At 52.8% G+C, this 13,407-nt stretch carries 10 protein-coding genes; 5 read left to right on the forward strand and 5 right to left on the reverse strand.

What is annotated here, in order from left to right:
• Both ACTRXD_RS00690 and ACTRXD_RS00695 read left to right on the forward strand, forming a co-directional pair.
• The coding region (locus ACTRXD_RS00690) for a COR domain-containing protein (protein ID WP_442429965.1) at positions 1-2,801 on the forward strand (2,801 nt) is incomplete at its 5' end.
• A gap of 522 nt (positions 2,802-3,323) precedes the next feature.
• Positions 3,324-3,626, forward strand: coding sequence for a hypothetical protein (locus ACTRXD_RS00695; RefSeq protein WP_442429966.1), 303 nt, complete (start codon positions 3,324-3,326; stop codon positions 3,624-3,626).
• 147 nt (positions 3,627-3,773) lie between these two features.
• On the opposite strand, the gene ACTRXD_RS00700 is transcribed toward ACTRXD_RS00695, so the two are convergent.
• The 4 genes from ACTRXD_RS00700 to ACTRXD_RS00715 all read right to left on the reverse strand — a co-directional run bounded on the left by ACTRXD_RS00700 (position 3,774) and on the right by ACTRXD_RS00715 (position 9,882).
• Positions 3,774-4,280 carry a shikimate kinase gene (locus tag ACTRXD_RS00700; protein ID WP_442429967.1) on the reverse strand — a complete coding sequence of 169 codons (507 nt, stop codon included), beginning with the start codon at positions 4,278-4,280 and terminating at the stop codon, positions 3,774-3,776.
• Positions 4,281-4,527: 247 nt separating this feature from the next.
• Positions 4,528-5,382: a shikimate dehydrogenase gene (locus ACTRXD_RS00705; protein ID WP_442429968.1), complete on the reverse strand. Its 855-nt coding sequence runs from the start codon at positions 5,380-5,382 to the stop codon at positions 4,528-4,530.
• Between the two features lie 668 nt (positions 5,383-6,050).
• Positions 6,051-8,411, reverse strand: coding sequence for a GAF domain-containing sensor histidine kinase (locus tag ACTRXD_RS00710; protein ID WP_442429969.1), 2,361 nt, complete (start codon positions 8,409-8,411; stop codon positions 6,051-6,053).
• Between the two features lie 94 nt (positions 8,412-8,505).
• The gene (locus ACTRXD_RS00715) at positions 8,506-9,882 is read right to left on the reverse strand and encodes an OmpP1/FadL family transporter (RefSeq protein ID WP_442429970.1); all 1,377 of its coding nucleotides are present in this window, start codon (positions 9,880-9,882) and stop codon (positions 8,506-8,508) included.
• A gap of 240 nt (positions 9,883-10,122) precedes the next feature.
• Between ACTRXD_RS00715 and ACTRXD_RS00720 the strand changes: the two genes are divergently transcribed.
• On the forward strand, positions 10,123-10,521 hold the full coding sequence (locus ACTRXD_RS00720) for a VOC family protein (RefSeq protein WP_442429971.1): 399 nt from the start codon (positions 10,123-10,125) through the stop codon (positions 10,519-10,521).
• Positions 10,522-10,803: 282 nt separating this feature from the next.
• On the forward strand, positions 10,804-12,531 hold the full coding sequence (gene uvrC, locus ACTRXD_RS00725) for an excinuclease ABC subunit UvrC (protein WP_442429972.1): 1,728 nt from the start codon (positions 10,804-10,806) through the stop codon (positions 12,529-12,531).
• 195 nt (positions 12,532-12,726) lie between these two features.
• Here the strand turns inward: uvrC and ACTRXD_RS00730 are convergent, their stop codons facing one another.
• Complete coding sequence (locus ACTRXD_RS00730; protein ID WP_442429973.1) at positions 12,727-12,975, reverse strand: hypothetical protein; 249 nt, start codon at positions 12,973-12,975, stop codon at positions 12,727-12,729.
• A gap of 92 nt (positions 12,976-13,067) precedes the next feature.
• Here ACTRXD_RS00730 and ACTRXD_RS00735 point away from each other — a divergent pair, with 92 nt between their 5' ends.
• Entirely contained in the window at positions 13,068-13,313 is a 246-nt protein-coding gene (locus ACTRXD_RS00735) for a hypothetical protein (RefSeq protein WP_442429974.1), read from the forward strand.
• Positions 13,314-13,407: the final 94 nt, after the last annotated feature.

A 13,407-nucleotide genomic window follows, 5' to 3' on the forward strand; every position in this document is an offset into this window, starting at 1 on the left:
TCGAGCTGGGGTGGAACAAGATCGGGGAGGCGGGGGTGAAGCACCTGGCGCGGCTCTCGAACCTCACGACGCTCCAGCTGGGGGGCAACCAGATTGGGGACGCGGGAGTGAAGCACCTGGCGCGGCTCTCGAATCTCACGAGGCTCCAGCTGGGGGGCAACCAGATTGGAGAGGCGGGAGTGAAGCACCTGGCGGGACTGACGAACCTCACGACGCTCCACCTGGGGAGCAACCAGATTGGGGACGCCGGGGTAAAGCATTTGGCCGGGTTCACGAACCTTAGGACGCTCGAGCTGGGGGAGAACCGGATTGGAGACGCAGGGGTAAAGCATCTGGCGGGGCTCACGAACCTTACGAGGCTCGAGCTGGCGAGCAACGAGATTGGGGACGCGGGGATGAAGCATCTGGCGGGGCTCACGAACCTCACGAGGCTCGAGCTGGGGTGGAATAGGATTGGGGACGCGGGGATGAAGCATTTGGCGGGGCTGACCAACCTCACGACGCTCGATTTAAAAAATAGTTATCTTGCCGACCTATCCCCTCTTTCGAATCTGAGTTCCATGGTCCATCTGAATGTCAGCAAGACGCTGATTTCTGACCTTTTACCCTTAAAACGGCTATTTGAGAAGGGCATACCTGCCAAATGGGAAACGGGTGAAACATGGGGAGAGGGCATTTATGTGTGGGAATGTCCGCTTATTCATCCTCCACCAGAAGTCGTTAAACAAGGGCTTGAGGCGGTTCTGAACTATTTCCGGGAGATCGATGTGCAGGGGGTAGACCAGCTCTTCGAAGCCAAGATGCTGATTGTGGGTGAAGGACGGGCAGGGAAAACGAGTCTGCTACGCCGGCTGTATCACCCCGATCAACCGTTGCCGGAGGAATACGAGACCACTAAAGGTATCGATATTCATCGGCATGACTTTGCACTGGCCAATGGCCGGACGTTCAGGTTGAACGTGTGGGACTTTGGTGGGCAACAGATCTACCATGCCACGCACCAGTTTTTTCTGACGAAAAATTCCCTCTATATTCTTCTGGACGATACGGCAAAAAATCACAAGTCCGCCACCGACGAAGGGTTCAGGTATTGGTTGGAGATTATCGAGCTGCTCAGTGACCGGAGTCCTGTGCTGATTTTTCAGAATGAAAAGGGTGGCCGGAGCAAGGCGATTGACGAGGCAGGGATCAAAGGCCGGTTTCCAAACGTGAAGGAAGTCTATCGAGGCAATTTGGATAAACCCGATTCTGTCAAGCCACTCTCTGCAGCGATTGAATTTTCTGTGCAGCGGCTTCCCCATGTGGGAGAGGAGGTGCCCGCCAAATGGGTCTCTATTCGGGGCGCTCTTGAGGAGGAAGCTACGCACCGACCCTATATCTCGCAGGAGGACTATTTCGCCGTCTACCGTCGGCATCTTGAGTTTGACCGCACAAAGGCCCTTCATTTGAGCCGCTACCTGCATGACCTGGGTGTCTTTCTGCATTTCCAGGCCGACCGGTTGTTGTGCCGGACCGTGATTTTACAAAACCCCTGGGCAACCGACGCGGTGTTTCGCATCTTGGACGATCCCAAGGTGGTGGGGCACCTGGGCCGTTTTACGCTCATGGATTGCGAACGGGTCTGGGCGACATCGGAATACGCCAACATGCATCCTGAGCTGCTGGCGCTGATGGAAAAATTCGAATTGTGCTACGCCCTGAGGGATCAGAAGGACACCTGGCTGGCGCCTCAATTGCTCTCACCTTCCGTTCCTCCGGCGCTGGATTGGTGGGCCAAGGTCGGCGATCTGGTGTTAAGCTACCGATATGGCTTTTTACCCAAAGGTCTCATCAGCCGGCTGATGGTTCGCATGCATCGGTTTGTTCCCCGTCCCGAGATGGCTTGGGCCACGGGAGTGCTGTTCGAACGGGAGCAGACACAAGTGCTCGTTCAGATTACGCCCCGTGGCAATGAAATTGTCCTTCGGGCACGAGGACCTGAGCGGCAAGCACTTTTGAGCGTCATTGCCAGTGACCTGGATGCGCTCAATGCGGGCTTCCCTGGCCTGGAGGAAAAACTGGGAAAATGGATCCCCTGTGTCTGTTCCCAATGCGTGGTCTCTGCGTTGCCGGAAATGTTTGAGCAGAAACGTCTGCTCAAACGGAAACAGGATCGTAAATTGGCCATCGAGTGTCCAGGGAGTTACGAAGATGTCAGCGTGCTTGAGTTGCTCGATGGCCTGAAATTGGAGGACCTTCCCCGCTGGGCCGACAAGCCCTCAGATGATCAGAATGATACATCGGAAGTTTCTTCTCCCGGACCGGCTCGGATCAAAACCATTAAAATTTTCCTGGCCTCTTCCGAGGAGCTACGGGAGGATCGGGATGCCTTCGATCTGTATTTCAGACAGCAGAATGACCGGTCGCGCCAACAGGGTGTCTACTTGGAGATCGTCCGGTGGGAAAATTTCCTGGATGCCATGTCCGACACTAGACTTCAGAATGAGTACAACCGTGAGGTCCGGTCTTGCGACATTTTTGTGAGCTTGTTTATGACGAGGACCGGAAAATTTACCGAAGAGGAATTTGATGCCGCTCATCAGGCTTTTCAGAGGAAGGGTAGTCCACAAATTTACACTTTTTTCAAGAAGACAATAATTTCTATCGATGACGCGAATTTAGATGACTTGCAATCGTTACGGAAGTTCCAGGACAGACTCAAGGAACTTGGACATTTCTGGACCAAATACGACAATACGGAACACCTGAAGCGTCAATTTCGGGATCAACTCGACAAACTCTTGGACCAAGGCCTGGTTTGACCTTGAGAAGCCGCTTTGGATGTGTGCTTCTTGCCTACCTGGTAAAACCTCAAAGCCCACGAAAAAGCCCTAAAAACGCATTCGGGGTAAGGTCTTGCAATCATGCATCTTTCAAGTCGAGACCATCTGAGCTGGTCCGGCGGTGGCCGCTCCCATGCCGGGTTCCTGGGCAAGTTAGATTTTATCCAAGACTGGAACCGGCGCCTTCTTGATATCTTTTTGTGCGGGGGTTCGTCCCGCCAGCCGAGCCACTTTTGTTTCGGCAAAAGTCGCCAAAACCAGTGACGCCCAGACAGGTTTCATTGGATGGGACAGACGCGAGCCTTAGGAGAGCAGACCAACTCGCTGCGCTCAGACAAGGTCTGCTGAATCATCAGAGCGTCCGTCCCTTGAGCCTGTCAGCAGGCGTCGGCAGAGGGAGAAGGGTGAAGTGGATATTCAAATACCACGTTCCAAGGCCGCACGAGAGAATTTTGTGATGCCGAGATTCGTCACAGAAGATCAGAGCATCATTGACATCCCGTGGCCTTGTGGCGTGGCCAAGTCGTGTTGCCGACTTCGGAGGAAGGCGCGCATTGTTTGAGCGGAGCGAGTTTGCGCGCCGCCGGAGTCGGCGATACGGCGCAGGGCACCCGAAGGGCCACGCCACGGCCACCGTGGTTTTGGGTCCTTTTGCCGAAACAAAAGGACCTCGTTCGCCGGGGCGAAACCCGGCATCTCCAAAAACGACATGGATACCATAGTTGGTTAACTGCATTAGACTGCTTTATTCCCCACTCCTATACTGTTTGGCGTCTCCTCTTTCCCCAATGGGGCGAGGATTAAAAGAGAACCTGGTCTGTGGGGTGGCGAAGCCGTACATCCGACACCAAGGAGAAAAAGCGGGCAGTATGTGAGCCTAGCGGAGTTTCTTACGATCTCTCTTTTTTTGTACTGACCGATCTCTGCTGTCCAGTCCCCTGAGTGAAGTCTCTAGGTTGAAATGTGGGAAAGAATGGCATCAGCAATGTGTTCCGGGGAATTTTGGTCGGTTGGAATGACATGATCGGCGGCGGCTTGGTAGTGAGGTTTGCGAATCTCGAGAATTTCTTCGATTTCTTCTACGAACGTTTTGGTGCCTGATAGAGAGGGCCGCTGCGTATCGCCAGAAATCCGGCTGGCAATCGTTGAAACTTCGGCAGTCAGCCAGAAAATCTTTCCATTCTCTTTAAGCATTCGGACGTTTTCTTCCTTCAGGATGAGTCCCCCGCCCGTGTCGATAACCAGATTGTCCTGGTCGGTGAGCTTTTGACACATCTGCGTTTCCAGCCCGCGGAAATGATCCCACCCGAATTGCTCGATAAGGTGAGGAATGGTTTGCCTGGCTTCCTTGACGATTTCCTCATCAGTGGAGATGACTTTTCGTTTCAGACGTTGACCCAGAATGGCTGCCACAGTGCTTTTCCCTGTTCCCCGGTATCCTATGAAGACAATATTCATAAATCTCCTGTTTTGAGGTGTTGGTAGGAAACCCTTCTCGGAGGGGTTGGAACAGAACCGGAAAGAACTTTCTTGTGAGAGTCGTTGAGAAAACCGGAGGGGAGGCAGGGCGAATTTCGTTCCGGCCAGCGGGTAGGTGACACATGTGGAGGAATGTCACCCCGGCCACTCCTTTCTCCTATGGAATTCTCCATCGCAAAGACTCTCGTTGAGGCCGGGAACAATATCCGAACCCGATATCCTTTATTCAAGAGAAGTGGGAGGTGAGCACGTTACGCATCACCTCGATCGGTGCGGACTTGCCGGTCCAGAGTTCAAACTGCCCCACAGCCTGATAGAGAAACATGTTGATCCCTTGGATGGTGCGGCATCCCGCCGCCTGTGCATCCTGCAATAAACGCGTATTGAGTGGGTTGTAAACAATATCCATGACCGTCAGATCGCGGTGCAACAGATGCTTGGGAACACAGCTTTCCTCGACCCTTGGGTGCATGCCAATGGGTGTGCAATGAATAAGCAATTGGGCCTGTGCCAATGCAGATTGCAGTGCTTCAGGTGTTAAGGAGTCGTCGTGCAAGAAGATGGGTGTTTTAGCTTTGAGGTCGTTCGCCAAGGTTGTTCGTTCCTGATCGTCGACGCCTAGGAGGGTTAGATGTTCAATTTTACCTTCCACGCCGAGTGCGAAGGCAATGGCGCGAGCAGCCCCTCCGGAACCTAGAATGACGACCCGTTGTCCGGTGGTTTCCACTCCACCTTGTCGCAAGGCTTGGAGCGCGCCGGATGCATCAGTGTTGGAGCCCACTAACAGGCCTCGGTCTTTGACGATGGTATTCACCGAGCCAATGTGTTTGGCGGTAGTTTCGACGGAATCTAACAAGGGTAGAATGGTGACCTTATGTGGGATGGTCACGCTGAGTCCCCGAATGTGGCCCAGAGCCCGTAGGCCCCGAATTGCGCCTTCGAGATCCTGGACGGGAAAGGCCAGATAGACAAAATTTAATCCCAATTGACGAAAGGCTGCATTGTGAATAGCCGGAGAAAGCGAATGATCGACCGGGTTGCCTAACAGGCCGCAGAGTTGGGTTTGTGCATTAATGTCCATAACGGGTGCTCTCGCAATACTTGGGGAATGGTGATCGGGAGTTATCACATAACCTGACTGCAAACTCAACTTGTGCGAATGCGAACATGGGGTGTGAGGTCGAAATGAATGAGGAAGCGAGTGTGGGGTTGGGAGAAGAAGAAGTGTAATCCGGGGAGTAGATTCGACTCCCCGGACCTACACAGTGTGATGTCCGGGGGCGTTATCGTGACGCCTTTTTCTTCCCCGGAGACTTTTTCATTCGCACCGCGGCTTTTTTTGCCGGTTTCTTTTTTGCGACTTTTTTCATGGTTCCACCTCCCTTCCAATAATGTCGTAGGCAATACTATCCACGTTTATCGGTAGGACGATAAAAATCCTGAGCGATTACTGGAATTTTCTGCCGACCTGTGGCAAGCCGATTAGAGAAATGGGAATGGTGTTGCAGTATGCAGTCTATGGAGCATTCTTGGGAGTCTTAAATAATACTCATTTCCATGAGCATATTGACCTACAGGCACGTTGCATATCAGAGGCCTCGGGGCGGTTCAAAAAAGCATGCCCTGAGTCTTCCCGAAGGGTCCGTCCAGCAAGGCCGCAGCCATTTTTGCGCGCAGAGCGTACTTCCAGTACGTGAGCACGGAAAAATGGCGAGAACGCCGCTGGCGGCTTTTTTCAACCGCCCCTTCTTAGATTTGAGGTTCATGGGAAGCTTGGGCGGAGGGTGAGAGCGTTGAAGGGCAGACTGCCGGAAGACGAATGTGAAACGTGGCACCTTCTCCAGGCTGGCTTTCTACAGAGATGGTCCCGCCGTGCAGCTCCACCAATTGTTTCACAATTGAGAGTCCCAAACCCAGCCCCTGCGTACCGATTTCCGGGATCCGGTGAGCCTGGAAGAAGGGTTGAAAGAGGCTGACTTGAGCTTCTCGAGGAATCCCAGGACCGGTATCGGAGATCGTGAGGAGGATGTGACCCGGAGGCGCGGGAGAAGCTTTCACCAGGATGCGTCCCTCTTGTGGAGAAAATTTGTGGGCGTTGTGGACGAGATTGGTGACGATTTGATGGAGACGGTCCTGGTCCCCCCAGGCGGTCAAATGGTCTTCTGTAAGTTCGACCGTCAGGTGTTGGGCCTTGGTCTGTGTGAGTGGCAGCAATTCCTGCGTGACATTCTCAAGGAGTTCGGACAATGACACAGATCCCTGGGCTAACAAGACGGTCCCTGCCTCAATGCGCGATAAATCGAGAAGGTCGGCAATCATACGGGTGAGTCGATTGGCGTTCGCACTGATTCTGGTGAGGTAGAGGTGTTGGCGTTCGGCGAGTGGTCCCAGCATTCCATGAAGCAGATTTTCCGTGAATCCTTTAATCGAGGTTAAAGGTGTGCGCAATTCATGAGAGCAATGTGACAGAAATTGGGATTTCATCCGGTCAAGTTCCTTGAGTCGGTGATTGGCGGCTTCCAGGTCTGTGTTGGCCTGTTGTAATGCCAGCGTTCGCTCTTGCACTTTGTGTTCCAAACCGATGTTCAAGGCTTCGATCTCGTCATAGGCAATCGCCGTATCAAGGGCAATCGCCATTTCGTGGGCGACCGTGGATAATAAGTTTTGTTCAGCGATGGGGATGGCTTTCTGGTGCGTACTCCCCACGATCAACACACCAAGTAGTTGATTCTGACTAATCAGGGGAAGCAAGAATCCGCTTTTCGTCCCGGCTTCCACCAAGATCTGTTGAGTGGTGGGATGGCACAGACTCAGAAAATCCGTGATGTCCTCTATGACGAGGGGTTCTTGCGTGTGGAGAGTTTTGTGAAGGAGGTCTCGTGGGGCTGAGGGAATGTGGGAGTCTTGAACCAATGCCGTCCACTGTTCCGACATGCCTTCTGATTGAATCTTATGAAAGTGTTGATGCGATGCGTCCCATACGGCTGCCCAGGCATGGTCAAAGGAGAGTGAGCCCACAATGGCTTTGAGGCCTGAGCCGATAATGGTTTCGCGGTCGAGGGTTGAGCCGATGTGGAGGGTGAGTTGATGCAGCATGGTCAATTCATCGACTCGTCGCCGGATCTCGATCAATGTATGCTCTTGTGCTAAGTAGGCCTCCCGCAATTCTTCGTGCCGTTGCTCGGCCGCCTCCAATTGTTCTTGAATGATTTTCCCGCGCTCTTGAATCTCCAGCCGATCATCCCAAAGCCGTTTTGCCAAGGGAAGGATGAGCAGGGGAAGCAGGGAGAGTCCGGCAATGACCCACCAGGGCTGATCGTGAGCCAAAACTCTCAAGGCCACGATTGTGGCCAGCCCCAATGCAAGTCCGCCCAAAATCCATCCACGCATGGTCCGGCGCTCGGGTTCCCAGGTAAAGGCCCATTCACAATGGGGGGCACCCTCGGCGATACAGCTCCGATCCTGGATCGAGGCAGCCCGTTTTCCAAACATGCGGGCCGGGACCTCTGCAACCGTCGCCTTTGTGGTGTGGCATATCCGTTCGGCACAGCCCTGGAGATACGGGCCGAACTGTCTGATTGTTGACTCGGACAATTGGAGCCGCATCACGGCATGGCCATTAGTGACTGATAGGACCTCCGGCTTGAGCGAACCTTTGGTGAATTTTTCGACAAAATGCGGGAAGAGGCGGTATATCTGGGCTATCGAAAATGGCCGCCCGAGGATTTGAATAATGGGCGAGAGAAATTTTTCCCGTCCTAGATTGAAGTGAAAATTCTCCTCGTGCGAGAGCTGAACAGAAAATTCGGCCAGAAACATGGCAAACTCATAGGAATAGCTGTTCCAGTGGTTCTTGAGGAAATCGACAGTCACATGATAGGTCCGGTCGGGAATACGCTCATTCAGTAGAGCGACAAGAGTGTGCAACGCCTCCTTTGCGGCTTCCGGTCCCTGGTGTTGCTGTATGGCCTCTTCCAGATATTCAAGATTGGCGCGGATGGCGATTCCGCTCACATCCTGAATCGTGACACCCTGGCTATCCTTCCCGAATGGACGAAACTCCATGAGTGGACGCTCCACAATGCGATGGGATTTTGGTAAGAGCGACATGAATGTTCCTATTGAGAAGGTCAATCGGTAGAAGGACTGTAATGGAATCGGCGAAAAGGGTGAAGGGGGGGGACAAAAAATCAGGGAAGACGCATTAGAAATTCATCCGCACGGACAAGGCTCCAACGTGAAGGGTGGTATCCCATTTGCCGTTTAATAGTGGTTGTTGGTTATTCTGAACATTCCGTTCATCATACAGCAACGCTTGATAGGCTAAATCCATCCCGATGGCTTTTGCACCAAAAATGTCACAGGGGAGGATCCCCAAAAATTTTCCTGGAGCATGGCAGAGAAAGCCCATCCCGGCTGAAAAAGCATTAAAATCGGAATCGGGAACCGCCGGCTCGAATGTCCGGTCGGGAATTGGGCTTTCCGATCGGACGTATCCCGTTCGAACGGCCACATCCCAATGAGGGAGCGCAGAGGGGGAAAGGGCTTTGAATTCCGTTCCCACCATGAGTATCCAGGCATCGCCATAGTTGCGGGGATTTTGGATGACCGCTCCATTAGAGAGTTGCAGGTTGAGGTCTTTGAATCCGGACCAATCCGCATAATCGAGATCCACTTCCACCTTCCACTCATGTTGCGCGTTTCGAATAGGCCATCCGGCGATGGCCCACGTGTAAACATCGGGGAGTTCAATGGTCGTGGACGCACCGGCAAGGCGGGTTCCACCGGCTAAAAAATCTCCTTTAAGGTCCAAATTGGGTCCGTTCCGATAGACAAACGCAAGATTGATAAGTGGATGGCCGTCTTGATTGCGGAAGGGTGTCCAGAGGACACTGGCGTTAAATCCCAGGGCGGTGTCAGTCCCGTTCGCTTCCAGGCCTGTCCCAGCGGGTATACCAAACGGATTGCCTGGCGCCGCATTCTGTTGGAGCTCTGCCTGACCTTCTCCCAGAAAGCTGGCAAAGGTATAAATATCCAGCCCGCCTCCTACAGCGATAAAGTCATTCACCTTGTAGGCGAGAGTGGGCTTGATATCGATAAGGGGAAGGGACGCTCTCGTGAGTATGGGAGAAATCAGGCTATCATCGGGGTATTCGATATTTAAGGCATACGGGGTGGTGACCCCAATTCCTACGGTCCAATTCGGGAGATTGTCCAGGCCTAAGGCCGGGAGGTTTGCGGTAAGAAATAATGAACTGGGTGGGGGAGAGGAGATCGTCCCACCAACACCACCCTTCACGGTTGGTCCCAGGTCGCTTTTGAATCGGACCGTGCCTCCGATCAAGAGAGTTCCTCCATAAAATTGGATGCCTTTTAACTGGGTCATACCCGCTGGATTGTAGTGCAGGGCTGAGGCATCATCGGCTTGGGCGGTAAAGGCAGCGCCTTGGCCGGTAGCCGAAGCGCCATGATCGAGAATACGAAATCCTTCAGCACGAACGGTTTGAGGAGTGATAATGGTATTGAAGAGCCCAAGGATGAGGCAAAAAACGATCAGGCGGCAAATGATCAATGTCGTCACGTCTCCTCCTTGAGAACGGGAACCGATCGGAATTTCCGGGGAAGTCTATGAAAAACAAGAGAAGATAGCAATCTTGATCAGGGAGGAGCAACGAGTGACAATAGCGAAAGTGATGTCTCCCGAACGGGGATCGCGGACTTCCTCTCTGTTTTTGGAAGAAGTTTGATTCATGCGGAGGGATTCCTTCAAAGAAATTCCGTTCACGAAGTCGGACAGGTGAATGTTGAAAAGGAGAATGGCATGCGGGTGAAAAAACTGTTGCATACGCGAATGCGGGTGAGTGACATGGAGCAGACGCTGGGTTTTTATCGAGAGGTCCTTGGGCTGGAAGTCGTGGAGCAAAAGGTGTCGCCACGAGGTTCGCATCTGGCATTTTTGGCTGTCCCCAATAGTGAGGAATTGATTGAGTTGTGCAGTTTTCCAAGTAGCGGGACGGTCAAGGTTCAAGAGGATCTTGTGCATTTGGCCTTTGAAGTGGAGGATTTGGAACAGACGATTCAGGAACTCCAAGCCAAAGGTGTGCCGATCACGGATGGCCCCACCCAATCCTCATCCGGCAGCCGGTTTATTTTTATCGATGCGCCGGATGGCTATGAAATTGAGTTGATACAACGGCCAGATGGCGTCGCCATCGTCTGATGATCGAAATGTCAAAACAGGGTCTGTTGAAAAAAGCCGCCAGCGGCGTTCTCGCCATTTTCCCGTGCTCACGTACTCAGCGTACGCTCCGCGCGAAAAAACGGCTGTGGCCTTCCCTTCGGCATGGCTCAGGGCAGGACTGGACGGACCCTTCGGGAAGACTCAGGGCATGCTTTTTTGAACCGACCCGGAGCCTTTGATGAGTAATCTAATCCTGGGCAAATTTGTCCTTGAACATCTTTATTATTCAACACTCCTAAACAAGATGTGATGGATACACCCATGCGGACTTCTCAGGTCCTTTCTGACCAACCAGGTCGCTTGAGCGGAATATTGGATAATCTTCCCAAGCAACCAGGGGTCTATCTTTTTAAGGATCGACGAGGCGACATTATCTATATTGGAAAAGCCGCCGTGTTATCGGACCGGGTGCGATCATATTTTCAACATGCGGCCGATCTCACGCCTAAAAACCGGGTGCTGTATTCGCAGATCGCGGATTTGGAAACGATCGTCACCCACTCGGAATTCGAAGCCCTCATTTTAGAAAGTAATCTGATCAAGCGGCATCGCCCACGGTTTAATGTGGTCCTCCGGGACGATAAACAATATCCCTATCTCCGGTTGCCGATTCACGATGATTTCCCGAGGCTGTCGATAGTCCGCCGGGTCAAACAGGACAAGGCGTTATACTTTGGTCCGTATGTCCCCACGGGAGCTATGCGCGACACCCTGAAAGTTATTCGCAAGGTGTTCCCCCTGGCCACCTGCACGATCGATATTAATGGAAGTGCTGAGCGGGCATGCCTGGAATTTGAAATCAAGCGTTGCATGGCTCCTTGCACGGGAAATCAGACGAAGGAAGCCTATCATCAGATTGTGAAGCAGGTTCGTTGGTTTTTAGAAGGACGGGACACGGAATTGCTCGAGTCCTTACGATCAGCCATGCAGGACGCGGCGGAGCGGGAAGCGTTTGAAGAAGCCGCTCGACTGCGTGATCAGATTGGAAACATTGAGCGGATGTTGGCTAAACAACGGGTGGCACAAATAAGCGCCCGGGAGCAGGATATCGTGGGATTGGCCAGATTGGGAGGGGCAGTGGATGTCCAAATGCTGTTTGTGCGAGGCGGCCTGTTGATCGGCCGTCGGGATTTTTTCTGGTCCGACGCTCATGGCGTCACCGATGAAGAGCTGGTGAGGTCGACGCTCGAACAGTTTTATGCCAAAACAGTCGTGCCTCCCAAAGAGGTGTTGCTTCCTGTGGGTTTTGACGATCAATCGCTCGTCCAGCGGTGGCTGTCCGAGAAAAAAGAGGAAGCCGTTCGTGTGCTGGTTCCTGAGCGGGGGGTTAAATATGAATTACTCCAGCTCGCACAGGAAAATGCGGCGGTGGCTCTGAACGAACATCTTCGGGTGCAAACCGAATCCAGTGAGTCGGTGGAAGAACTTCAATCGCTCTTAACGTTGCCACAGATTCCAACCCGCATTGAATGCTTTGATATCTCCAATACCATGGGGACTTATTCAGTGGCGTCCATGGTGGTTTGGGAGCAGGGCAGAATGAAAAAGTCAGACTATCGGCGGTTTCGGATTAAAACGGTTGAAGGAGCCAACGACTTTGCGAGTATGCATGAAGTGGTGAAACGCCGATATGGCGGATCGTTGGCCAACAAACCAGGGAAAACCTTGCCGGAGCCGGACCTGGTGGTGATTGATGGGGGAGCCGGACAATTAGGTGCGGCCATGGAAGCGATGGCGGCCGTTGGTCTCTCACAGGTTGCGATTTGTGGGTTAGCCAAAGCGAAGGGTGACAAAGACGAACGGATTTTTCTGCCGGGTCGGAAGACGCCCATCATCCTGCCCCTGAAATCACCGGCAACACGGCTGGTCCAAACCATTCGAGATGAAGCCCATCGCTTTGCCATCACTTTCCATCGCAAACTGCGTGGTGACGCGATGATTCCTCTTCCTTCCCTGCGTTCTGCCAAATCCTCGAAGGGGAGCTCCTAGTCCTTCGTCAGATTATAGTGTTGGTGTCGGCTATGGTTGTCGATGCCCACCAATTCTCGCAAAATGTGATCTGGGACTTCTTTGGGAGTGTTGAATAATAAGGATGTTCAAGGGCAAATTGGCCCAGGATTAGATTACTCATCAAAGGCTCCGGGTCGGTTCAAAAAAGTCCGTCCAGCAAGGCCGCAGCCGTTTTTACGCGCGGAGCGTACGCTGAGTACGTGAGCACGGGAAAATGGCGAGAACGCCGCTGGTGGCTTTTTTCAACAGACCCTCTTTGAAAACAGGTGTGGGCGGATTTCCGAACTGCTGCGTGGGAATATTGGTTGGAGCAAGTGGGTTTTTCGTTTCCTTGAAAAAAATGAGATGGCTGTGATGAGATAGGAGGAGAATATGTGTTTTCTTGAGGTTGTATTGTCCTGTTGTCCATTCTTCGACGAACACGAGGCATCCCCTTCTCCCCTTTGAAGCATTTAAGGTCTGTGAGGGCCTCACCGATGGATACATACATCACTTTTAAAGAGGAGGTATGACGGATGCAATGCCCTCGATGTCAGGGGACCATGATAGTCGATCACTTTGTGGATTTGGCCACGAGTGGCGAGATTTGGATGCCTGGCTGGCGCTGCTTGATGTGTGGCGAAATCGTTGATCCCCTCATCGAGCATCATCGTCAACTCCAGCGTGAACATCAGGAAGTGGTTGGTGCCATTTCCGGATCAACCGCTCGTCCTCCCTCACCCTTTTCCGTAAAGTCCCGCAAGGCGAACAAGCGGTCCTAGGCGTTCTGTTTTTCCCTTTTCCCTGTGCATTTATTCTCGATCCTATGGTCTGAACGACCTCCTTGCGATTTGCTTGTGGGGTGGAGTTCTCTAT

Origin of the sequence: Nitrospira sp. T9 (assembly GCF_052156535.1) — a bacterium.
Taxonomy (GTDB): Bacteria; Nitrospirota; Nitrospiria; order Nitrospirales; family UBA8639; genus Nitrospira_E.

What these genes read in the sequence shown, in the direction of transcription:
- ACTRXD_RS00700 (WP_442429967.1), bottom strand. Translation starts at nt 4,280, where the DNA reads ATGAATATTGTCTTCATAGGATACCGGGGAACAGGGAAAAGCACTGTG.
- ACTRXD_RS00705 (WP_442429968.1), bottom strand. Translation starts at nt 5,382, where the DNA reads ATGGACATTAATGCACAAACCCAACTCTGCGGCCTGTTAGGCAACCCG.
- ACTRXD_RS00710 (WP_442429969.1), bottom strand. Translation starts at nt 8,411, where the DNA reads ATGTCGCTCTTACCAAAATCCCATCGCATTGTGGAGCGTCCACTCATG.
- ACTRXD_RS00720 (WP_442429971.1), top strand. Translation starts at nt 10,123, where the DNA reads ATGCGGGTGAAAAAACTGTTGCATACGCGAATGCGGGTGAGTGACATG.
- uvrC (WP_442429972.1), top strand. Translation starts at nt 10,804, where the DNA reads ATGCGGACTTCTCAGGTCCTTTCTGACCAACCAGGTCGCTTGAGCGGA.
- ACTRXD_RS00735 (WP_442429974.1), top strand. Translation starts at nt 13,068, where the DNA reads ATGCAATGCCCTCGATGTCAGGGGACCATGATAGTCGATCACTTTGTG.